Origin of the sequence: Sorangium sp. So ce887, assembly GCF_051521455.1 — a bacterium.
Taxonomy (GTDB): Bacteria; Myxococcota_A; Polyangia; order Polyangiales; family Polyangiaceae; genus Sorangium.
Window position 1 is genome coordinate 10,995,719 of record NZ_CP150354.1, and the last position, 19,629, is coordinate 11,015,347.

Here is a 19,629-nt window from a genome sequence, read left to right on the forward strand (position 1 = left end):
TTTCACACTTCCGTACGCGGCAACTCCGCTGGAATGACGATCTCGCTTCTCAGGACTTCGGGGAGGCTGCCTCGTCGGCGACCTCCTCCACCTCGACGAGGTGGAGGATCTTCTTCACCATGCCACGGAACGAGGGCGTGTTCGCGACGACCACCTCGGACCCCGGCCCGCGCAGGCCGAGGCCCTTGATGACCTTGCGGGTGTGCTCGACCTGGCCGATGTTGCTGGCCTTCTGGCGTACGCGGAGCTTCACTGCGAGCCTCCTTCGCCACCACCGCCCTGCGCCTGCGGCTGCGGTGCGCCGCCCGGCCCGGGGGGCGCCACGCTCACGCGTCGGCGACCCGCGGTGTTCGTACCGCCGCGACGCTGGTAGTCGAGCGAGTCGAGCTGCATCGACCGCTTCCCGGCGACGCTCTCCGGGCTCTTCAGCCCGCGGAGCGCCGCGACGGTCGCGTGCACGACGTTGTGCGGGTTGCTCGTGCCGAGCGACTTCGACAGCACGTCGTGGATCCCGGCCGACTCGACAACAGCGCGAACCGCGCCGCCGGCGATGACGCCCGTCCCAGGGCTGGCCGGCTTCAGCAGGACCTTGCCCGCCCCGACGTGACCAAACGAGTCGTGCGGGATCGTCACACCGTCCAGCGGGATGCGGAACAGGTTCTTGCGAGCCTGATCGTTCCCCTTGCGGATGGCCTCCGGCACCTCGTTGGCCTTGCCCAGGCCGACGCCCACGTGCCCCGCCTCGTCGCCCACCACGACCAGCGCCGAGAAGCTGAAACGCCGGCCGCCCTTGACGACCTTGGCGACGCGGTTGATGTGGATGACTCGCTCTTTCAGCTTCTCTTCGTCGACATGATCGAACGCCATAACCCGTCCTCTATCACGTTCTCCGCCGCGGCAGTTGACCGCGCCCGCCGCCCTTCACCATCAGGGCAGCGGCTGTGGGAGTCAGAAATCGAGACCTGCCTCGCGGGCTGCCTGGGCGAGGGCGCTCACGCGCCCGTGATACAGATAGCCGTTGCGGTCGAAGACCACCTTGCCGATCTGCTTCTCTTTGCAGATCTTCGCGATCAGCGCCCCGACCTTCTTCGCCGCCTCGACCTTGTTGTCCTCGTCGAGGGAGCCCTTCAGATCCTTCGACAGCGTCGAAGCGTGGGCGAGGGTCTTGCCGCTCACGTCGTCGATGACCTGCGCGTAGATGTGCTTCGAGCTGCGGAAGACGCTGAGGCGCGGGCGCTCCGGCGTCCCCTCGACCTTCTTGCGGATGCGGAGCTTCCGGCGCTCCCGACCGACGATTTTCATGCCCATGACCGTCTCGTCCCTCGGTGCAGCGGCGTACCCGCCGCCGCTCGCCTTTACTTCTTGCCGCCCTTGCCGGCCTTGCCAGCCTTCTCCCGCACGCGCTCGCCGCGGTAACGCACGCCCTTGCCGCCGTACGGCTCCGGCGGCCTGAAGCCGCGAATCGTAGCGGCCGTCTGCCCGATGAGCTCCTTGTCCGCACCCGTCAGGACGAGGACCGTGCCCTTCGAGTCCGCCGGGATCGCCGCGGTGAGGCCCGTCGGCACCGCGAAGGTCACCGGATGCGAGAAGCCGAGGGCGAAGTTCAGCGTCGTGCCCTTGAGCTCGACGCGATAGCCGGTCCCCTTGAGCTCGAGCGTCCGCTCGTACCCCTCGGCGACGCCCTTCACCATCGCGGCCACGAGCGCCCGCGTGAGCCCCTGGAGGCGCGATCCGTCGCGTCCAGGCGCCTCCGAGCTCACGAGCAGCTTGCCCCCGTCGAGCTTGATGTCCACCTTGTCGGTGAACGCGCGGGAGAGCTGCCCCTTCGGGCCCTTGACGTCGATCTTCCGGCCGCTGACGGTCGCGGTGACCCCCTTCGGCAGATCGATCGGACGCTTGCCAACGCGCGACGTCTTCGTCGCGAGCCGGCTGTCACCGTTCGCGTTGCCCTTCGCGGGCTGGGCTGCGTTCGCCTGAGCTTCCATCACCACACCTCGCAGAGCAGCTCGCCGCCCATCTTCAGGCGGCGCGCATCCCTGTCGCTCATGAGCCCGCGGGACGTGCTCAGGATCGAGATCCCGAGCCCGCTGAACACGCGCGGGATCCTGTCGTGGCGCACGTACACGCGGCGCCCGGGGCGGGAGACGCGGCGCACGCCGTCGATCGCGCTCTGGCGGTCGCGCCCGTACTTGAGCACGATCGTCAGCTTCTTGGGACCCTCGCCCTCGGTCTCGCGCACGTCGGCGATGAAGCCCTCGGACTTGAGGATCTCCGCAACCGCAGCCTTGATGCGGCTCGCGGGGACTTCGGTCCGGTCGTGCCGCGCGAGCGCCGCGTTGCGAATGCGGGTCAGCATGTCGGCGATGGGATCGGTCATCATAGAATCACCAGCTGGCCTTGATCACACCAGGGAGCTCACCACGGAGCGCGAACAGCCGAAGGCAGATACGGCAGAGCTCGAAGTCGCGGTAGTAAGCGCGCGAGCGCCCGCACACCTTGCAACGGTTCTTTTGCCGCGTAGAAAACTTCGGCGGACGGTTCAGCTTCGCAAACTCTTTTGCACGGGCCATCGAAAATCCCTCAATGCCGGAACGGGATGCCAAGCTCGGTGAGGAGCGCGCGTCCTTCTTCGTCCGTCTTCGCCGTGGTCACGAACGAGATGTTGAGCCCCTTCACGACATCGATCTTGTCGTAGTCGATCTCGGGGAAGATGATCTGCTCGCGCAGGCCCATCGTGAAGTTGCCCTTGCCGTCGAACCCCTTCGGGCTGACGCCCTTGAAGTCGCGGACGCGCGGCAGGGAGAACGCGATCAGGCGATCCACGAACTCCCACATCCGCTCGGCGCGCAGGGTCACCATCACCCCGATGGGCAGGTTCTCGCGCAGCTTGAAGGTCGCGATCGACTTACGGGCACGGGTCACCACCGGCTTTTGGCCGGAGATCGCCCGCATGTCCTCGACCGCCGAGTCGATGATCTTCGGGTTCTGCACCGCGGCGCCGAGCCCCATGTTGAGCACCACCTTCTGCAGGCGGGGCACCATCATCGGGTTCTTGTAGCCGAACCGCTTCGTGAGCGCGGCCGTCGCGTTCTTCTGGTAGTGCGCGCGCAGCCGCGGAATGTAGTTCGGGTCGCGCGGGCGCACCTCGGCCGGCTCAGAGGCCTCGGCCTCCGCGCCTTTGCCCTTGGCGCCCCTGGCTTCCTTGCTCTTGGCGGGCGCCTGCGGCTTGGCCTGCTGCGGCTGCTTGGGCTTATCCTTGCCCTTGCCGCCGTCCTTGGCCGCCTTGTCCTTGTCCTTCTTGTCCGCCATGGCTAGCCCACACCGATCGCGCTGCCGCTCTTGCCGACGCGCGTCTTCTTGCCGTCCTCACCGACGCGGACCTTCACACGCGTCGGCTTGCCCGTCGCCGGATCGACCGGCATGACATTCGAGGCGTGAATCGGCGCCTCCTTGGTGATCTTCCCGCCCTCCTGGTTGCGCGGCGTGGGCCGCTGATGGCGGGTCACCGTGTTCAGGCCCTCCACCACCACGCGCTCCTCGTCGGCGAGGATCTTGGTGATGCGGCCCTGCTTCCCCTGCTCCTTGCCGCTGATGACCTGCACGAGGTCACCGACCCTGAGGCGCTTCATCAGAGGACCTCCGGCGCGAGCGAGATGATCTTCATGAACTTCTTCGCGCGCAGCTCGCGAGCGACCGGCCCGAAGATGCGGGTACCGATCGGCTCCTTCTCCTTGTTGATGAGGACCGCGCTGTTCCCATCAAACTTGATGTAGCTGCCGTCCGAGCGGAGGTACTCCCGGGCGGTGCGGACGACGACGGCGCGCGCCGTGTCCCCCTTCTTCACCTTGGTCCCCGGCAACGCCTCCTTGATCGAGACGACGATGACGTCGCCGAGGGCGGCGTACTTGCGGCGCGAGCCGCCGAGCACCTTGATGCACTTCACGATTCGGGCGCCGGAGTTGTCCGCGACCTCGAGATGCGTCGACACCTGGATCATGGCGTTACTCCTCCACCGGCCGGGCAACGAGCTTGGTCACGAGCCACCGCTTGTCGCGGGAGATCGGCCTGTGCTCCGTGATCTCGACGCGATCGCCCACCTTGTACTGGTTCGTCTCGTCGTGCGCCTTGTAGCGCTCCCGCTGACGGACGTACTTCTTGTACACAGGGTCGAGCGCGTTCCGGATGACCTCGACGATGACCGTCTTGTTCATCTTGTCGCTGGTCACCTTGCCGACCAGCTTGCGCCGGAAGCCGTGCGCCTTCGCCTCGGTCTCGGCCTGCGCAGGCGCCGCGGCTACCAGCTCGGGCGCCGCAGCGACCGGCTGCTGGTTCTCTGCCTTCTTCTTCGCCATGGCTACGCCTTCTCCTCGGCACGCGTGCGCTGCGTGAGGATCGTCTTCACCCGCGCGAGATCCCGCTTCGCCTTGCGGATCGTCGCCGTGTCGTTCAGCCGATTCGTAAAATTCTTGAACCGCGCCTCGAACAGGCCCGCCGCCAGCGACTTCTCGAGCTCGCGCAGGTGCTCGGTGGTGCGTTCACGCAAATCCTTCGCCTTCATCGCCTACCTCACGTCAGCCCGCGGACGAGGAACTTGCATTGCATCGGGAGCTTGTGCGACGCGAGGCGGAACGCCTCCTTCGCAATCTCCTCGGTCACGCCGCTGATCTCGTACATCACGCGGCCCGGCTTCACGACGGCGCACCACTCCTCGGGCGCGCCCTTGCCCCCGCCCATGCGGACCTCGAGCGGCTTCTTCGTCACCGGACGGTCCGGGAAGATGCGGATCCAGAGCTTGCCCGCGCGCTTCACGTGCCGCTGGATCGCCATACGAGCCGCCTCGATCTGCCGCGAGGTGACGCGGGCAGGCTCGACGCACTGGAGCGCGAAGTCGCCGAAGGAGACGTCGCTGCCCGTCATGGCGAGGCCGCGGTTGTTCCCCTTCTGCATCTTGCGGAACTTGGTTCGCTTCGGAGACAGCATTCTGCAATCCCTCTACTGGATCCGGCGCGCCTTACGCTGCAGGACCTCGCCCTTGAACATCCAGACCTTCACGCCGATGATGCCGACCTTCGTCTTCGCCTCGGCCAGGCCGAACTCGATGTCGGCACGGAGCGTGTGCAGCGGCACCCGACCCTCGCGGTAGGTCTCGACGCGGCTCATCTCGCTGCCGCCGAGCCTGCCGGCGCAGCGCACGCGGATGCCCTTCGCGCCGAACTTCATCGCGGTGGCCACCGCCTTCTTCATCGCCCGGCGGAACGCGATCCGGCGCTCGAGCTGCGTCGCGATGTTCTCGGCGACGAGCTGCGCGTTGGTCTCGGCCTTCCGGACCTCCTGCACGTCGATGAACACCTCGTTGTCCGTGAACGAGGACACGCCGGGGAAGAGGGTCTCGCCCTTCGACGCGGTGCCGATGTTGCCGCTCTTCAGCGTCTCGATCCCCTTGCCGCCCTTGCCGATCACCATGCCGGGGCGGGCGGTGAAGACGATCACCTTCGCGCGGTTCGCGGCGCGCTCGATCTCCACGCCGGCGATGTTCGCGTTGTAGAGGTACTGCTTGATCGCGCGCTTGATGCGGATGTCCTGGTGGAGCCACTTCTGATACGCGGCGCCATCCTCGTACCACTTGCTGCTCCACGTCTTGATGACACCGACGCGGAAGCCATACGGATGGGTCTTTTGTCCCATATCGGCAGGTCCTCTACTTACTTTCTCTCGTCGACTTCGATGACGATGTGCGACACGCCCTTGGTGATTCGGGTCGCACGGCCCATCGCGCGCGGCCGCCAGCGGCGGTTAAACTTGTTGGGCCCCTTGTCGACGGTGGCCTTGCTGATGAAGAGCGCATCGATGTCGGCGCCCGCCTGCTGGGCGTTCGCGACCGCGCTCTCGATGATCTTCCGCAAGACGGGGGCGCCGCTCTTCTGCGTGAACGAGAGCAGCTGGATCGCCTCGTCCGCGTCGCGACCCCGGACGAGATCGGCGATCATGCGTGCCTTGCGCGGGGCGATCCGCGAAAACATCGCACTGGCTTTGCTTACCATTCGAGACACCTCGCGACACCGGCGGGCGGAGTTACTCCGTACCGGGTTTCGGTTCTCTTCGAACCGGTTGCACCGTCGTACGCCTCCGGTCTCAACCCGACGTCCATCGACGTGATCCCCCTTCGCGTCACCGGGGGGGTTCCCACGGCGGCCGAAGGGGCGGAGCTGAGATCGAAGCGCCGTTACGGCTCTTCTACTGGGAGACCGGGAGGACACCCGATCGCCCGGGAAAACGGAGCGCGGTGATTACCAACGGGAAGCTCTGCACGCAAGCGCGATCCTTCCGCGTCCTTTCAATTTGTTTCTCACGCCCGAGCGACCTGAGCAATTTTTCAGATCTTCCTGAACGGACGTCCGGGGGCGCCGTCGCGCGTCGCCCAGTCGTCCGTCGCCCAGTCGCCGCCCTCGTGCCCGGCCGGCCGCCTGGAGCGGGCGCGGTCGCTCACGGTCTCGAAACTTGTTCTTGACATGGAAGAAACACTGATGAAACAAGCCGTCCCCGGCGGCATGAGCCGGCGAGGACCGGGCGGGTCCGCGACGTATCGACGTCCTGCAGCTCGACCAGGGCGAAGAACAGGATTGCGAGGGGAATAGGAGAGCACCAGGCTCAGTCGAACGTACCAGGCCGGGGGGCTCTTCCCTGACATTGTAGGAGGCAACGTGACCATGCTTGCTCGTCATCGCCATTCTTTCCTCGCGCTTACCCTGATCTTGCCCGCCCTCTACGGCGGCTGCGTCGTGGCCACGGAGGACACCGACAACGACGTGGACCAGACGACCGGCTCCGGCGTCAGCACCAGCTCCTCCACCGGCGGAGGTGACGGAGGAGAAGGCGGCCAGGGCGGCGACGGCGGCGACGGAGGAGAAGGCGGCGACGGCGGCGATGGCGGCGACGGAGGAGAAGGCGGCCAGGGAGGCAGCGGGGCGTGCATCGAGGCCGAGGACGCCGCAGTCGCTGTCGCCGACTGCGATGAGCTGAACATCGCGCCCGCCCAGGGGGCGACGAGCCAGTGCGGCGACACCGGCGACCAGGTCCCCTTCGGCTACGCGGTCTGCAAGCGCGCCTTCACCATCTACGCCGAGAGCCACGTCGAGGACCTCCTGGACTGCCTGAGCGACATCGGCGTGGAGCGCGCGTGCGACGACCCGCCGGTCAACGCGTGCGTCGAGCGCATGTACGATAATGCCTGCACCGGCCAGTCCGTCGGCGACTGCGACCTTATCGCCAGCTCCTGCGGCACCGACCCGTTCGACACGGCGAAGTGCGCCGCCCAGCTGAACCCCATCAGCGAGGCCGGCTATACGGAGCTCGTGGAGTGCATGAACGACAACCTCGACGTCACCTGCCAGCAGGCGTACGACGGGTGCCTCGTCGAGGTCATCAGCGTGGAGTGAACAGGTCACCGTCGCGGAGGCGAGGCCAGGACATGGCCCCGGCCCGCTTTGCTCTCGCGGTTCTTTTCCTGCGACATCCAACGTGCACCAGCTGAACTCTGGGCCTCTCCCGAGCTCGCGCCCACCTTAGCACCCCGGCGTACGCCCCCTCTCCTGTACGCGCCTTCGGGGGACCCCTGAGGGCGGTATTCGGTTGCAAAAAAGATGGCGGGAAGGGATCCTCGGCTCCGTCGTGGCCAAGGACCTCTCCCGCCCGCGTGTGGCAACTTCCCTTCCGCGTTCGTCGGGGGCGCGTCCATACCGCAGCGGTGCCCTGCTTCTTCTGGTCGTCGCGTCGGCCGGCTGCGCGCCGGGGTCGACGACAGCGGAGCAGATCACGCCGCGCGTGGTGGCGCGAGCGCCGCTCGAAGGAACCGCCGCCGTCCTCACGGAGCGGCCCATCAAGGCGAAGGGGAGCACGCTCGCTACCGTCAAGGACAGCGCCGCGATCGCGTCCGTGATGGATCCCGAGGCCGGCGCCGCCCAGGTGTCCTCGTCGACGGACAGCGCGCGCTGTCCGGCCGAGATGGCCCTCGTCGAAGATCGCGTGTGCGTCGACCGCTGGGAGAGCTCTCTGGTCGAGCTGACGCCCAGCGGCGAGCGCCCCTGGTCGCCCTTCGATCCGATCGATGGCAGCGAGCGCCGCGTCCGCGCCGTGTCCTGGCCGGGCGTCATCCCGCAGGGCTACATCAGCGGGATGCAGGCGAAGCGGGCGTGCGCGGCGTCGAGCAAGCGCCTGTGCACATCGGACGAGTGGGTGAGCGCCTGCCGAGGCCCCGAGGACACGATCTTCCCCTACGGTACGAGCCGGCAGCTGGGGGTCTGCAACGACGACGAGCGACCGGTGCACCCGGTCGCCGAGATCGCGGCGCTGCTCGATATCAAGTCCGAGGAGCTCTGGACGACGGCGATGAACAACCCGCTCATCAACCAGCTGTCCCACGCGTTGCTCCCGACGGGCGAGCGCGCGGGGTGCACCAACGGCTACGGGGTGTTCGACATGGTCGGCAACCTCCACGAGTGGGTCGATGATCCGCGCGGCACCTTCCGTGGCGGCTATTTCATGGACACGACGCGCAACGGCGAGGGGTGCAAGTACTCGACAACCGCGCACTCCTTCGGCTACCACGACTACTCGACCGGCTTCCGGTGCTGCATGGATCCGGAGCAGGCTGATTAGTGCTGGCCGCACGGCGTGCGGCCGACGGTAGAGCGGCCGCGAGGCGGACGCGGTGCTCGGGGCGATGCGGCGGAGAATCCAGGCGTGCGCCCCGCGCGCGTCCCGCCGCGGAGCGGTGGCCCGCGCTCCGGCTGGGCCGCTCGCGCGCGGCACGAGCGAGCGCGCGAGTCGACGGCAGCCCGGCGATGCAGCGCAGGAATCCAAGGCGACACCAGCGAAGAGAGTGCCGATGCTCGACCCCGGAGTGAGCGCGGCGGCGCGGCGCCGCGCCGCCGCGACCGCCCTTGCCGCCCTGACCGCCCTCCTGGCGATCGGGTGCAGGAAAAAAGAAAGAGCAGAGCCCATCAACGTCCAGCCGCCCCCGGGCGCGGCGTCCGCGGATGAGCTGACCACCGCCATTGGCCAGGCACGTGGCATCGACTCGGCGCTCGCGCCGTCCTCGACCCGATGGCGACGGGTGTTCGTGCTGGACGACAAGCGTGCGGTGGTGACAGGAGAAGTCGAGAACGAGGCGATCGCGCTCGTGACCGAGAACGCAGGCAGGACCTGGCGCTCTCTGCGGCGCCTCCGTGAGGGGTGGTCCACCTGGTCGGTCGGCGCCGACGGCGCCACCGTGCTCACCGCCGGCCCGCGCGGCCAGGTTCCCCCGAAGGGCGCGCGCGGCGCTGCAGGGACGCCGCCCGCGGTGGACCCGCCAAGCCTCTTCTTCGCGCCGTTCGAGGCGAACGAGCTCTCGGCGCCCGCGCCGGTCGCGCTGCCCGAGATGGGCCGCGAAGCGCGGCCGCTGGTGAGCTCCGTACCTGCGGTCCTGTCGGCCGAGAGCGCCGTGCTGCTCGTCGAGCCGAAGCCCCGGCGCGCGACCCTCGTCTATGCGGGGCCGCCCGGAGCCGCGCCGGTGCCGCCGGTCCAGCTCCCCGCGCAGGAACAAGCGCTGCCCGTGCCGTATGGCCGCCCGCCGGCGATCCTGTCGGTGCGCGGGCGCAGCCTCCTCGCGCGACCCGTCCCCGAACCGGGGAGGCCGCTCGACGCGCCCCGGATCATCGAGGGACTCGCGATGAGCCCAGCGGCTACGGCCGCGCTCTCCGCGATACCCGCGTGCGACTTCGCCGGGTGGTCGATCCAGCTCGTGCCTCAGCCGGAAGGCAAGACCGCCGTGGTCGCCATCTCGGCGACGCAGACAGCCGTGCTGAAGCTCCCGGCGAAAGCCGCACCCGGAGCCGCGGTCGGCTGTGCAGCCGATCGGATCATGGTCGAGGTCATCGCACCCACAACCGGAGAGCACACGCTCGTGACGTGCACCCTCGAAGGGACCTGCGTCCTCGCCGAGAAGCCGCCTTTTCGCCCCTGGATGGGTCCGCACGAACGGTCTGTCGCTCTGGCGCCCACACGCGAGGGGGTCGTGGCGGTGCTGACGTCCCGCGCCGCAACGCGATGGGGGCTCCATATCGCGCAATCGCCGGAAGGAGGTAAGATCTACGACGTCCCCAGGATAATCGGCGAAGACACGGGCGAGCGCGGCCGTATCGAGCTTGGAGCGCTCCTCTCCTTCGGAAATCGACTCTTGATGCTCCTCCAGGCAGACGTCACCGGGACATCGCGTCGCGGATGGTACGTCACGGCCTCCGAGGACAGCGGGCTCACCTGGAGCCCGCCCTGAGCTCCGTCTCGAACGGGATAGCCATTCTGAACGCAGCGCGTCAGCAAAGCCTCCATCCCATCTGACCCCTGCGTGTGCAGTGGTCTCCAGACCTACTTCGCTGGAGCGGCCGCCTGAGCGACGCGCTTGCGTCCCTTGGCGCTCGGCTTCTTCACAGGCGCAGGTCCCGCCGCGGTCTTGCGCGCGTTCGCGCTCGCCTGCTCGGCGGTCTTCGCGTCGCCTGCATAGCGGGCGAAGCGACGGTCGCCCCCCTGGAAGATCCGCTTCTCCAGCTTGAGCTCCTTCAGCGCTGCGGCGGCGCGCGTCTGCGGGATACCCGCCTGCTTCGCCACCTCGCTCGCGCTGACGCCCGAGCTCGCCTTGACGACGCGCTCGACCGCGTCAAGCGTCTCCTGACGCTCCGCCGAGGCGGCCGGCGACTTGCGCGGGCGGCCAGGCCGGCGCTTCGGCGCGGCACCACGCTTGGCCGCGACGGAAGACGGTTTGGACTGGACCGCTCCAGGGCGGGCGCGCGAACGGCTGCGACGCGGCGCCGGAGCCGCAGCCGGAACCAACGGCGCTCCCCCCGTCACGGCGCCCAGCTGATTCTTGACGAGCGCGAGGATCGCCTCGTCCGGCATTTTCCGCACGAGGTTTACAATCTGCTGTGAAAAGGCATCGGTCGCCATGTGCTCTCCCTCGTCGCCGAATCCAGCTCGGCGGTTGGATACGACTATGCCGTTGCCACTTGCCTGGTCAAGCGAATTGAGGATAGCCGGCCGTCTTTTCTTTCAATAGGCGCTGCGGGCGGGCTCAATCGGAGAGCTCATTGGACGGCCACGAACGGCTGGGCTGCTTTGCTCGACACGAGCCGAGCGATGAAGCGCCCCACGCGCGTCGATTGATAGCCGAGACCCCTCCCCCGCGCAGGACGGCCCGGGCCCCGCGAATTCCCTCAGCCCCGCTCACGATGCACCGCGGCATTGCGTGTCTCGGGTGCTCGCGGCAGGTCAGGTAAGCACTGTATGAGAACCAAGCAACCCCGCTCCCTTGATCAGGCCCGTCACGGGCGGCAATGCGGGCACGCGCACAACGGCGAGGCGCATCGACCCCGGCCCGGGCCTGCCCACCCCAATCATTGAAGCGCCCCGAGCCGGGTGCGAGCGCCTGGCGACCACACACAGGCGGCCAGCGCCTGGCTACATTGCACGCCCTGGGCGCACGACTGACCTATGCAGGGGCGTGATACGATGCCGCCCGCGGGAGGGGCGCGGCGGGGGAGCTTCGCTATGAGCGCCGGAGGGGGAGGAACCACGGTCGACCCGTGAGCGCCTCGCCTCACGGTCCCCGGGGCCACGTGCTCTCGCCGAGACCACCTTTCCTGTCCGCCCGCGGCGCGACCTCGGCGTCTATGCTCGCGCGCCCGCTTCGAGCCCCGCTGCGCCGGAGCAAGTCGCCAACAGCGCGCCGCGAGCCGCTGCTCTTCGCGCGACATCCGCTCATCTCCGCGAGATAGCGCTGGCCCCGTGCTCGGCCGCGTCCCGATCGACAGCCAACCCGCCGAGCTCTTCGGATTGGCGACTCCACGTCGGCGCCGCCCCGATCCGAGGCACGCTCTCTCGCGCAGCACCGATCTCGACATTAACCCCCGCAGCTTCGGCCCCCGGGCGGCGTGGGGTGGCCACCTGGAGCCCGTCGCGCCCGGCAGACCGGTGCGTGTACGCGCGGCCGGTCGGCAGACCTCTCGTTACATAGGAGAGCGCCGAGGAGAGCGCATCGCCGTGCTCGGCCTCTCCGCTCGAGCTCTCCCGAGAGAGCTCAGCCTTCGGCCCGGTGCTCGCGAGCGCGGCGCGCGGGTCGCGCCCCGGGGTGCACGTCTTCTACGACATTGGCGCCCGCCCCAATGGGGGAGGAGGAGGGACGGCGGGGAGCCGGCCCGCTCCGCCTCGACTTCTTCAAACGCCTTCCTGTCCATATCTACGCCGACCCAGGATCCACGCCGGCCCCGGTCGACGCCGGCCCGGCGGTCGGACGAGATTGACCAGCCGCCGACAATCCGTTGACATGCGCGTCCGCCGCGGAGAACGATGCGCGCATGTCGCTGGTACGCGTGCTCGAACCCGAGGTGATGGATACCGACGAGGACGCGCGGGCCTACGACAGCATGGACCACGCCGCCGTGAACACGGCGTTCTGCGACGCTCTCCTCTCCCACGCCCCCGATCTCGCATACGCCCTCGACGTCGGCACAGGGACGTGCCTGTTGCCCATCGAGCTTTGCAAGCGCATGCCGACAGCGCGGATCAAGGCGATCGATCTCTCCGCCTCGATGCTCGATCTCGGACGCCGCCACGTCGAGCAGGCCGGGCTCACCGGCGCGATCGCGCTCGCCCTCGAGGACGCCACGGCGCTGCCCGAACCGGACGAGACGTTTTCAGCCGTCCTTTCGAACAGCATCGTCCATCATATCCCGGAGCCGATGCGGGTCATGCGCGAGATGCTCCGCGTCCTCCGACCCGGCGGGGTCCTGTTCGTGCGAGATCTGGTCCGTCCGGACGACGAGGCGTCGGTGGCGGCCCTCGTCGGTACGTATGCAGCGAACGATACGGCGTACCAGCGAGCCCTCTTCGACGCATCGCTGCGCGCCGCGCTCTCGCTCGTGGAGGTCCGGGAAATCCTGCGCTCGCTCGGGATTCCCCCCGAATGCGCGCAGATGACGAGCGACCGGCACTGGACCCTGGCGTTCCGCACGGCCTCCTGATCCGGAGGCGCCACGCCTCGACGACGCGGGCCCGTCAAATCGACGGGACGGCCGGCCCAGCACGTAATAAAAGCGTCCGCGTGAACGCCACCGGAACACGAGCCCGCCGGACGCGCAGCGGTGCCCCCGCGCTCCTCCTGTCCTTCGCCATCGCCCTCCTCGCGGCCTGCGAGGAAAGCCCGCCGCGCCCGGGCGAACCGGAGCGACCAGCGCCCCCGCCACCCCAGCCGAGCGCGGCGGCCGCGCCGCCCGCGGCCAGCTCGGCCGCCGCGGAGCTGCCGAGCGCAGGCGCGCCGGGAGACGCGGGCGATCCCAAGGGCGCGCCCGCATGGCAGGGGACCTGGGAAGGGCGCTACGACGCCAAGAAAGGCAGCGTCGTGCTGCCCCCCAAGGTCAAGGACGCCGTGCGCCAGAAGGACGACGGCAAGCTGGCCACCGGCCCAGGAACGGTGACGCTCACCATCGAGCCGAGCGGTGAGCTGAAGGGCACCGCGAAGGGCGCGCTCGGCGACGCGACGATCGTCGGAAAGGTCGAGGACGGCATGGTCCGCGCCTCGGTCTTCCCCGAAGACCCGCGCGCGCCGAACGCGATGACCGGCATCCTCGTCGGCGAGCTGAAGGAGAACGTCATCGACGGCCGGCTCCGGGTGACCGGACCCGACGCCATGCTCGTGCGCGAATCCCCCGTGGAGCTGAAGAAGAAATGATCAGCTCCGCTGGACAAGAACGCCGGCGCCGGCGTCTCGTCCAGCGGCATCGCCGTCAGCGCGCTTCGCCGGCTCCGCCCGACTCGCCCGCCGCTCGGCCCTGCGGTGCAGCCCCGGCCTCGCCGGCGGCGCCGCCGCGGCCGCGACCCGCCTCGCTCCGTCGTTCCTCGCGCTGGCGGGCCACCTCGGCGTCCCGCTGCTCGTACGCCACGATGATCCGCTGCACGAGCGGGTGGCGCACGACGTCGACCTCGGTGAACGAGCAGATCGCGATCCCCTCGATCCCCGCGAGCAGCTCGCGCGCCTCGGCGAGGCCGCTGCGCGCGCCGTGCGGGAGATCGACCTGCGTGACGTCGCCGGTCACCACGGCGCGCGAGGCGTAGCCGAGGCGCGTGAGGAACATGCGCATCTGGTCGCTCGTCGCGTTCTGCGCCTCGTCGAGGATGACGAAGCAATCGTTGAGCGTGCGGCCGCGCATGAAGGCGAGCGGGGCGACCTCGATCTGACCGCGCGTCACGAGGCCTTGCGCCTTGTCCGCGTCCATCATGTCGTGGAGCGCATCGTAGAGCGGGCGCAGGTAGGGATTCACCTTCTCGGCGAGATCACCGGGCAGGAAGCCGAGCCGCTCTCCCGCCTCGACGGCCGGACGGGTCAGGATGATCCGCTTGACGCGGCGCTCGAGCAGCGCGTGGACCGCCATGGCCATCGCGAGGTACGTCTTGCCCGTCCCCGCCGGCCCGATCCCGAACGTCATGTCGTTCGATCGGATCGCCTGGATATAGCGCTTCTGCGCCAGCCCCTTCGCCGAGATCGGCCGGCGGCGCGCCGAGATGAGGACGACGTCCTCGAACAGATCGCGCAGGGTCATCCCCGGGTCGTCCCGGAGCGCCTGCACCCCGCGGACGTAGTCCTGCGGGTCGAGGACCACGCCGCTCCTCAACATCTGCGCGGCCTCCGCCAGGCACCGCTCGGCGAGCGCGACCTTGTCCGCGTCCCCGGCGAGCCGGATCGTGTTGCCTCGAACGCCCGACTCGATGCCAAGAGTGCGCGCGATGAGCTTGAGATTCTCGTTCCCTGGCCCGGCGAGGGCCACCAAGGTGCTGTTGTCGAGCACCTCGACATCCGCCGTGATCCGCACGCTGGTCGTCATCGCGTGATCCTTCCCCGCCTTTGCCCCGGCGCTCCGCCGCCGGTACGTGCCGTCCTCCCATGAACGGGCCCTTGACTACACCCACCTCTCACGCGACTGTCCTGCCCGCTCGCCCTGTGACCTACGCAGAATCGTAACGTTCTGGTCATAATCTCGCGATGAAATGCGTGTGGTATCGGGCGCGCGGGCGAGCCCCGCACAGGGAGAACTGCATGAGGTTAGCTACATCGGCGCTGCTGGGCATGACTGTTACGCTGTCGGGCCTTTCGGCGCTAGCACAGCCTGGGCCCCGGGGCCCAGCGCAACCGGCTCCAGCGCCGACCCCGGCCGCCGCAGCCCCGGCACCGCCCGCTGGCGCGGTGCCGCCCGCCGGGGCCGTGCCGCCGCCCGCTGCGGCCCCAGCGCCAGCGCCGCCGCCGGATCCGGTACCGCCACCGGCAGAGCAGCTTCCGCCGCCGCCTCCTCCTGGAGCAGCGGCGGCCGCCGCCGTGCCGCCGCCGCCGGCGCAGGTGTTCGCGCCGACCGCCGAGGCCGCGGTCGTGAAGGAGCAGCAGCCGCTGGCCGGCTGGCACGGCGGCTTCTTCCTGCGGGACGCCAACGACACCTTCCGGCTGTACCCGAAGGGGAGGATGAACCTCGACTTCTACAGCAGCTTCGGCAGCGGCGTGTCGGACGTGACGGCAACGGGCGGCGGGGGCGCGCTCAAGCCGCGCTTCTTCGTCCGCCGCGCGCGGCTGGAGCTGGCCGGCGAGTTCCTGAAGAAGTGGTCCTTTGACATCGACGTGGATTTCGGCGGTCAGGGGCTCGGGAACACCAACGGCAGGACGCAGAACTCCGCGTCGTCGGCCGGCCAGGCGCCGACGGCCGAGAGCGCGCGTTTCGCCGCGATCGAGAGCACGACCTCGAACGCCGTGCTCGCCGACGTCTGGATCAACTACTCAGTCATGCCCGCGCTGAACTTCATGTTCGGGCAGTACACGACGTTCTTCTCGATGGATAACCAGACGAGCGACAACAGCTCGACGTTCCTGGAGCGCAACATCGCGATCCGGAGCTTCGTGTACCCCGAGGGCAAGGACATCGGCCTGACGATCTGGGGCGACGTCGCTGACAGGACGCTCGTCTACGGCGTCAGCGTGCTCAGCGGCGACGGGCAGAACCGGCCGGGCGTCGACGCCCCGCCCGATTTCGTCGCCCGCGTGTTCGCTCGCCCGTTCGGCGGCGACAAGAAGGCGCTGCTCGCCAAGGCGCAGATCGGCATCAGCGCGCGCCACGGGGAGCGCGACCAGGAGTTCGTGAGCTACGACTACTCGCCCATCAGGACGGGGCAGGGCTACACCCTGTGGGGCGGCGGCTACACGGACTCCCTGAAGCGGCCGATCCACGTCATCCCGTCGGGTGCGCAGAACGCGATCGGCGGCGAGCTCCGGCTGCCCATCAAGATGGCCGAGCTCCGGGCCGAGGCGTACTACGTCGCGAACAACACGCGCGAGGCCGTGGAAGGTTATCAGCTCACCAACACCGAGCGGCTCGGGCAGGTGAAGGGGCTCGGCTGGTACGTGCAGCTCTCGGCGTGGCCGGTGGGCGACGCCTTCGTCAACGGCGATCCTGGGTTCAGCCCGCGTCCCACGAAGGTCGACCTGTCGAAGGAGCTCGAGAAGCCGAAGGCGGGGCTCGAGGTCGCGGCGCACCTCGCCGGGATCAACGCGACGTACGACGGCGCGTCCCGCGAAAATGGCGGCGTGTATGACGCAAAGACGCCGGGCGCCGAAGATGGGCCGGGCACCGACCTCAAGGTCATGCAGATCGGCCTCGCCGCCAACTACTGGCACACGAAAAACGTGCGGCTCGGCGTGAATTACAACGCCTACCTGACGCCGGGTAGCGGCTCGAACGAGAACCTCCTCCGGGTGCCGGGCAACACCCTGAGCGAACCCGATCCCGAGGCGCACGCGCTGCACGAGGTCAGCGCCCGGCTCGGCCTGTCCTTCTAGCCTCCCGGGCGCCGCCCTCCCCGCCGTGGCCGACGTCCCGGCCGCGCCCTCGATCGTTTGCCCTCCAACGAAGCGCGCCGGCAGGGCCCCTGCAGCGCACACCTCGCGATGCGCGACGCCCGCCGTCTGGATCGCGCGCCTCAATTTTGGCCCACGACACCCCGGCAGGGTACCCGTCGGGCCATGCGCGAGATGCGTCAGTGGATCGCCGTCGGTGCAGCCGTGGGGCTCGTGGCCGTGACCCTCCCCATGCTGCGCGAGCACGACGTAGAGCTCGGAGGGCTGCTCGCCAAGAAGACGATCGCCGGCGCGCCGAAGATCACACGGACCGTGACGCCGCCGCCGCTCACGGACCTTGACCTCACGCGCATCGACGACCGGAGGAGCCCGCCGACGGCGCCGGCGCACACCGGCCGCGTCGCGGAGCTGACCCTCGACCCGATGTACCAGCGCGCGGCGATCGGCTTCCTGCGGGCAGGCCAGGTCCCGGAGGGCGCGGTCGTGATGACCGATATTCGCACCGGGAAGGTGCTCGTCTGGGCGAGCTACGTGCACGAAGGCGCGCTGCACGACGTCGCCGCCGAGGCCACCGCGCCGTCGGCGAGCATCTTCAAGGTCGTGACCGGCACCGCCCTCATGGAGGCCGGCCTGAGCCCGAGCACGAAGCAGTGTTATTCGGGCGGCGAGCACTCGATCCGGCCGGCCGATATGATCGACAACAAACGACGCGACAAGTACTGCGCGACGCTCACGCAGGCGATGGGCCGGAGCATCAACACGGTGTTCGCGCGGCTCGCCGCCAAGAACCTCGACCACGAGAAGCTCGGCGCCGTGGCCGCGAAGCTCGGATGGGGGCAGGACACGCCGTTCGACGTCAAGATCGCGGCGAGCACGATCTCGCTGCCGGAAGACGAGCTCGGCTTCGCGCGCACCGCGGCCGGCTTCTGGAACACGACGCTGTCGCCGTTCCAGGGGGCGAACCTGGCGACCACCGTCGCCAACGGCGGCGAGATGATCCGGCTCCACGTCGTGTCGAGCGTGAAGGACGAAATCGGCGAGATCTACCAGGGCGCGAGCGAGCGGCAGGTGCTCAAGCGGGTGATGGACGAGAGCACGGCGAGCGCGGTGACCGCGATGATGGAAGCGACGGTGGATAACGGCACGAGCTACCGTTCGTTCCACGATCGCAACGGTCGCGCCTACCTCCCGGATATCCGCGTCGCCGGCAAGACCGGGACGCTCACAAAGCCGGCGCCCGAGGGGCCCTTCTACACCTGGTTTGTCGGCTTCGCCCCGAGCCGCAAACCGGAGGTCGCGATCTCCGTGATGGTCGCCAACGCCCCGAAATGGCGAGTGAAAGCGACCAACGTCGCGTGCGACATGCTCCGCACCTACTTCGCGGACAAGGGCGCGCCCGGCGTGACCGATCCGAGCAACCGGACCAGCTCGACCGCCCACCGGCGATGACGCGGACACCTGGACGAGTCGCTGAGCCGCGGTGCGCCAGGCCGACCTGGCGCGCTACGCGGCGCAGCAGCGGACGGGCACAGCGAAGAGCGCCCGGACCGAGGCGCCTCGACCACCAGCACGGCCCGACCGGGCTGGATGTCAGGCAGACCACCCCGTAGGCGGCGCGACCCTGCCTCGAAGCTGAGATCGTTCGCCAGGATTCCGCCCTGATCGCGATCCGGCGATGAGGACGCGCGGTCGATGTGCCTGCTCGACGGCCGGCAGGGTCTGCAGGACCGTTGTACGCCCGCGAGGACGATCGATTTATAGAACTTTTCCGCCCAGGGCCGGCCCCCCACCACCTGCTCGCCGTCCGCGGTGCGAAGGTCCGGGCCGCTCCGATGCAGCCGGACACCCTGGGCCAGGGTGGGACCTAGTTGCGAGAGGTGCTGCTTGTGCAGCTTGTGCTCGGCCGAGATCTGCGTGCTAGCATCTCTGTTGTGCAGGTTGTGCTCCGCAAGCTCGGCCGGGGATCGCGCGCAGTCGTTGGCCGGCTCGTCCGTGCACCACGGAAAGGCTCGGTCATCGTCATCGAGTTCTCCGACGGAATGCATGAATACGTGACGACGCCGGTCAAGCGCGTGTTGCGTCTCGCCGGGCGCGAAGTCTTCTACATAGAGACCGTGAACTCCCGGTACCGCCTCGAGGTGCGCGGCCGCGAGGTCGCGCTGGACGGCGCGGTCGGCGGCTGAGCGCTGCCGGATGCGCCGGGAGCCGCGCGAATCCCGCGCCCGATGTGACGCCCGCAGCCCCTGAGCCCTGCGAACTAGGGCTTGCAAACGGACGGCCTGACAGAGCGCCGTACTGCACACTCGTCTAGCGCAAGAACTGCGTTTCCGAGCGCATTGCCCCTTGCGCTTCCATTCGCTCTTGGGCAGAGTCCCGCTCCCTTTGAGGGGCCCCGCGGTAGGCCATCCACCGGTGCAGGATGGGGCTCGCCTGGCGAGCTGTCGTCACGATGCCGCGCCCGCGCCCCGACCGTGAGGAGATTGAAGCAGATGGGCAAGCGCGATCGCCGCCAGTCGATGAAGATGAAGCGCCGCAAGGCGCAGACGGCCAAGAAGCAGCGCGCCAAGCGCAGCAAGCTGTCGCGGGCCACGACCGAGGTCGCCGGCAAGGCGAAGAAGCCCCGCGCCTCCAAGGGCGCCGCCGCTCCCGCGAGCCCTTCCCCGGCTTCCTGACGGGTGCATGGCCGGTTCGCCGGCCACACGCGGGGC

25 protein-coding genes and 1 pseudogene are annotated in these 19,629 nt (G+C 69.0%); 9 read left to right on the forward strand and 17 right to left on the reverse strand.

What is annotated here, in order from left to right; genetic code table 11:
- Positions 1-49 precede the first annotated feature (49 nt).
- The 15 genes and pseudogenes from rpmD to WMF36_RS41245 form a co-directional block, all read right to left on the reverse strand.
- Positions 50-253: a 50S ribosomal protein L30 gene (gene rpmD / locus WMF36_RS41175; RefSeq protein WP_020740970.1), complete on the reverse strand. Its 204-nt coding sequence runs from the start codon at positions 251-253 to the stop codon at positions 50-52.
- A 134-nt stretch (positions 254-387) separates the two neighbouring features.
- Positions 388-867: pseudogene (gene rpsE / locus WMF36_RS41180) on the reverse strand (30S ribosomal protein S5); the annotation flags it as partial.
- Between the two features lie 81 nt (positions 868-948).
- Entirely contained in the window at positions 949-1,308 is a 360-nt protein-coding gene (rplR, locus tag WMF36_RS41185) for a 50S ribosomal protein L18 (RefSeq protein ID WP_437482370.1), read from the reverse strand.
- A 47-nt stretch (positions 1,309-1,355) separates the two neighbouring features.
- Positions 1,356-1,985, reverse strand: a complete 630-nt coding sequence (gene rplF / locus WMF36_RS41190) for a 50S ribosomal protein L6 (RefSeq protein WP_437582024.1) — start codon at positions 1,983-1,985, stop codon at positions 1,356-1,358.
- Positions 1,985-2,380 carry a 30S ribosomal protein S8 gene (rpsH, locus tag WMF36_RS41195; protein ID WP_437482376.1) on the reverse strand — a complete coding sequence of 132 codons (396 nt, stop codon included), beginning with the start codon at positions 2,378-2,380 and terminating at the stop codon, positions 1,985-1,987. The genes rplF and rpsH overlap by 1 nt, the downstream gene beginning before the upstream one ends.
- 4 nt (positions 2,381-2,384) lie before the next feature.
- Entirely contained in the window at positions 2,385-2,570 is a 186-nt protein-coding gene (locus WMF36_RS41200; RefSeq protein WP_437482379.1) for a type Z 30S ribosomal protein S14, read from the reverse strand.
- A gap of 10 nt (positions 2,571-2,580) precedes the next feature.
- Positions 2,581-3,309, reverse strand: a complete 729-nt coding sequence (rplE, locus tag WMF36_RS41205) for a 50S ribosomal protein L5 (protein WP_437576300.1) — start codon at positions 3,307-3,309, stop codon at positions 2,581-2,583.
- A gap of 2 nt (positions 3,310-3,311) precedes the next feature.
- A complete protein-coding gene (rplX, locus tag WMF36_RS41210; protein WP_437576301.1) occupies positions 3,312-3,629 on the reverse strand; it encodes a 50S ribosomal protein L24 in 318 nt (105 codons plus the stop codon).
- The gene (gene rplN, locus WMF36_RS41215) at positions 3,629-3,997 is read right to left on the reverse strand and encodes a 50S ribosomal protein L14 (RefSeq protein ID WP_020740977.1); all 369 of its coding nucleotides are present in this window, start codon (positions 3,995-3,997) and stop codon (positions 3,629-3,631) included. Before rplN ends, rplX begins: the two co-directional genes overlap by 1 nt.
- A gap of 4 nt (positions 3,998-4,001) precedes the next feature.
- Positions 4,002-4,352: a 30S ribosomal protein S17 gene (rpsQ, locus tag WMF36_RS41220; protein WP_437576302.1), complete on the reverse strand. Its 351-nt coding sequence runs from the start codon at positions 4,350-4,352 to the stop codon at positions 4,002-4,004.
- Between the two features lie 2 nt (positions 4,353-4,354).
- Positions 4,355-4,558, reverse strand: coding sequence for a 50S ribosomal protein L29 (rpmC, locus tag WMF36_RS41225; RefSeq protein ID WP_437482390.1), 204 nt, complete (start codon positions 4,556-4,558; stop codon positions 4,355-4,357).
- 8 nt (positions 4,559-4,566) lie between these two features.
- Positions 4,567-4,980, reverse strand: coding sequence for a 50S ribosomal protein L16 (gene rplP / locus WMF36_RS41230; RefSeq protein WP_437482393.1), 414 nt, complete (start codon positions 4,978-4,980; stop codon positions 4,567-4,569).
- A gap of 12 nt (positions 4,981-4,992) precedes the next feature.
- Positions 4,993-5,685, reverse strand: coding sequence for a 30S ribosomal protein S3 (gene rpsC / locus WMF36_RS41235; RefSeq protein WP_437482396.1), 693 nt, complete (start codon positions 5,683-5,685; stop codon positions 4,993-4,995).
- Between the two features lie 17 nt (positions 5,686-5,702).
- The gene (gene rplV, locus WMF36_RS41240; RefSeq protein WP_012240567.1) at positions 5,703-6,041 is read right to left on the reverse strand and encodes a 50S ribosomal protein L22; all 339 of its coding nucleotides are present in this window, start codon (positions 6,039-6,041) and stop codon (positions 5,703-5,705) included.
- A 332-nt stretch (positions 6,042-6,373) separates the two neighbouring features.
- Complete coding sequence (locus WMF36_RS41245; RefSeq protein ID WP_437576303.1) at positions 6,374-6,511, reverse strand: hypothetical protein; 138 nt, start codon at positions 6,509-6,511, stop codon at positions 6,374-6,376.
- Between the two features lie 196 nt (positions 6,512-6,707).
- Here WMF36_RS41245 and WMF36_RS41250 point away from each other — a divergent pair, with 196 nt between their 5' ends.
- From WMF36_RS41250 to WMF36_RS41260, 3 genes are all read left to right on the forward strand, one after another.
- Positions 6,708-7,436: a hypothetical protein gene (locus tag WMF36_RS41250; RefSeq protein ID WP_437582025.1), complete on the forward strand. Its 729-nt coding sequence runs from the start codon at positions 6,708-6,710 to the stop codon at positions 7,434-7,436.
- A 385-nt stretch (positions 7,437-7,821) separates the two neighbouring features.
- Positions 7,822-8,655: an SUMF1/EgtB/PvdO family nonheme iron enzyme gene (locus WMF36_RS41255; protein ID WP_437576304.1), complete on the forward strand. Its 834-nt coding sequence runs from the start codon at positions 7,822-7,824 to the stop codon at positions 8,653-8,655.
- A gap of 229 nt (positions 8,656-8,884) precedes the next feature.
- On the forward strand, positions 8,885-10,312 hold the full coding sequence (locus WMF36_RS41260; RefSeq protein ID WP_437576305.1) for a hypothetical protein: 1,428 nt from the start codon (positions 8,885-8,887) through the stop codon (positions 10,310-10,312).
- Between the two features lie 92 nt (positions 10,313-10,404).
- Here the strand turns inward: WMF36_RS41260 and WMF36_RS41265 are convergent, their stop codons facing one another.
- Complete coding sequence (locus tag WMF36_RS41265) at positions 10,405-10,980, reverse strand: hypothetical protein (protein WP_437576306.1); 576 nt, start codon at positions 10,978-10,980, stop codon at positions 10,405-10,407.
- A gap of 1,406 nt (positions 10,981-12,386) precedes the next feature.
- Here WMF36_RS41265 and WMF36_RS41270 point away from each other — a divergent pair.
- Both WMF36_RS41270 and WMF36_RS41275 read left to right on the forward strand, forming a co-directional pair.
- Positions 12,387-13,052 carry a class I SAM-dependent methyltransferase gene (locus tag WMF36_RS41270; RefSeq protein WP_437576307.1) on the forward strand — a complete coding sequence of 222 codons (666 nt, stop codon included), beginning with the start codon at positions 12,387-12,389 and terminating at the stop codon, positions 13,050-13,052.
- An 80-nt stretch (positions 13,053-13,132) separates the two neighbouring features.
- Positions 13,133-13,759 (forward strand): hypothetical protein, encoded by a 627-nt coding sequence (locus tag WMF36_RS41275; RefSeq protein ID WP_437576308.1) that lies wholly within the window; start codon positions 13,133-13,135, stop codon positions 13,757-13,759.
- Positions 13,760-13,814: 55 nt separating this feature from the next.
- Here WMF36_RS41275 and WMF36_RS41280 read toward each other — a convergent pair whose 3' ends face one another.
- Positions 13,815-14,909: a PhoH family protein gene (locus WMF36_RS41280; protein WP_437576309.1), complete on the reverse strand. Its 1,095-nt coding sequence runs from the start codon at positions 14,907-14,909 to the stop codon at positions 13,815-13,817.
- A gap of 488 nt (positions 14,910-15,397) precedes the next feature.
- Here WMF36_RS41280 and WMF36_RS41285 point away from each other — a divergent pair, with 488 nt between their 5' ends.
- The 4 genes from WMF36_RS41285 to WMF36_RS41300 all read left to right on the forward strand — a co-directional run bounded on the left by WMF36_RS41285 (position 15,398) and on the right by WMF36_RS41300 (position 19,593).
- Positions 15,398-16,903: a porin gene (locus WMF36_RS41285; protein ID WP_437576310.1), complete on the forward strand. Its 1,506-nt coding sequence runs from the start codon at positions 15,398-15,400 to the stop codon at positions 16,901-16,903.
- A gap of 183 nt (positions 16,904-17,086) precedes the next feature.
- Positions 17,087-18,370, forward strand: coding sequence for a penicillin-binding transpeptidase domain-containing protein (locus WMF36_RS41290; RefSeq protein ID WP_437576311.1), 1,284 nt, complete (start codon positions 17,087-17,089; stop codon positions 18,368-18,370).
- 428 nt (positions 18,371-18,798) lie between these two features.
- The gene (locus WMF36_RS41295) at positions 18,799-19,104 is read left to right on the forward strand and encodes a hypothetical protein (protein WP_129579885.1); all 306 of its coding nucleotides are present in this window, start codon (positions 18,799-18,801) and stop codon (positions 19,102-19,104) included.
- Positions 19,105-19,410: 306 nt separating this feature from the next.
- Complete coding sequence (locus tag WMF36_RS41300) at positions 19,411-19,593, forward strand: hypothetical protein (RefSeq protein ID WP_437576312.1); 183 nt, start codon at positions 19,411-19,413, stop codon at positions 19,591-19,593.
- The last annotated feature ends 36 nt before the right edge of the window (positions 19,594-19,629 follow it).

Bases quoted from the DNA above. Each gene is read 5' to 3' on its own strand.
- WMF36_RS41200 (WP_437482379.1), bottom strand. From the start codon at position 2,570: ATGGCCCGTGCAAAAGAGTTTGCGAAGCTGAACCGTCCGCCGAAGTTT.
- rpsQ (WP_437576302.1), bottom strand. From the start codon at position 4,352: ATGGCGAAGAAGAAGGCAGAGAACCAGCAGCCGGTCGCTGCGGCGCCC.
- rplR (WP_437482370.1), bottom strand. From the start codon at position 1,308: ATGGGCATGAAAATCGTCGGTCGGGAGCGCCGGAAGCTCCGCATCCGC.
- rpsC (WP_437482396.1), bottom strand. From the start codon at position 5,685: ATGGGACAAAAGACCCATCCGTATGGCTTCCGCGTCGGTGTCATCAAG.
- rplF (WP_437582024.1), bottom strand. From the start codon at position 1,985: ATGGAAGCTCAGGCGAACGCAGCCCAGCCCGCGAAGGGCAACGCGAAC.
- WMF36_RS41260 (WP_437576305.1), top strand. From the start codon at position 8,885: ATGCTCGACCCCGGAGTGAGCGCGGCGGCGCGGCGCCGCGCCGCCGCG.
- WMF36_RS41270 (WP_437576307.1), top strand. From the start codon at position 12,387: ATGTCGCTGGTACGCGTGCTCGAACCCGAGGTGATGGATACCGACGAG.
- rplP (WP_437482393.1), bottom strand. From the start codon at position 4,980: ATGCTGTCTCCGAAGCGAACCAAGTTCCGCAAGATGCAGAAGGGGAAC.
- WMF36_RS41300 (WP_437576312.1), top strand. From the start codon at position 19,411: ATGGGCAAGCGCGATCGCCGCCAGTCGATGAAGATGAAGCGCCGCAAG.
- rplV (WP_012240567.1), bottom strand. From the start codon at position 6,041: ATGGTAAGCAAAGCCAGTGCGATGTTTTCGCGGATCGCCCCGCGCAAG.
- WMF36_RS41250 (WP_437582025.1), top strand. From the start codon at position 6,708: ATGCTTGCTCGTCATCGCCATTCTTTCCTCGCGCTTACCCTGATCTTG.
- WMF36_RS41280 (WP_437576309.1), bottom strand. From the start codon at position 14,909: ATGACGACCAGCGTGCGGATCACGGCGGATGTCGAGGTGCTCGACAAC.
- WMF36_RS41245 (WP_437576303.1), bottom strand. From the start codon at position 6,511: ATGTCAAGAACAAGTTTCGAGACCGTGAGCGACCGCGCCCGCTCCAGG.
- rplE (WP_437576300.1), bottom strand. From the start codon at position 3,309: ATGGCGGACAAGAAGGACAAGGACAAGGCGGCCAAGGACGGCGGCAAG.
- rpsH (WP_437482376.1), bottom strand. From the start codon at position 2,380: ATGATGACCGATCCCATCGCCGACATGCTGACCCGCATTCGCAACGCG.
- rplX (WP_437576301.1), bottom strand. From the start codon at position 3,629: ATGAAGCGCCTCAGGGTCGGTGACCTCGTGCAGGTCATCAGCGGCAAG.
- WMF36_RS41290 (WP_437576311.1), top strand. From the start codon at position 17,087: ATGCGCGAGATGCGTCAGTGGATCGCCGTCGGTGCAGCCGTGGGGCTC.
- rplN (WP_020740977.1), bottom strand. From the start codon at position 3,997: ATGATCCAGGTGTCGACGCATCTCGAGGTCGCGGACAACTCCGGCGCC.
- WMF36_RS41265 (WP_437576306.1), bottom strand. From the start codon at position 10,980: ATGGCGACCGATGCCTTTTCACAGCAGATTGTAAACCTCGTGCGGAAA.
- rpmC (WP_437482390.1), bottom strand. From the start codon at position 4,558: ATGAAGGCGAAGGATTTGCGTGAACGCACCACCGAGCACCTGCGCGAG.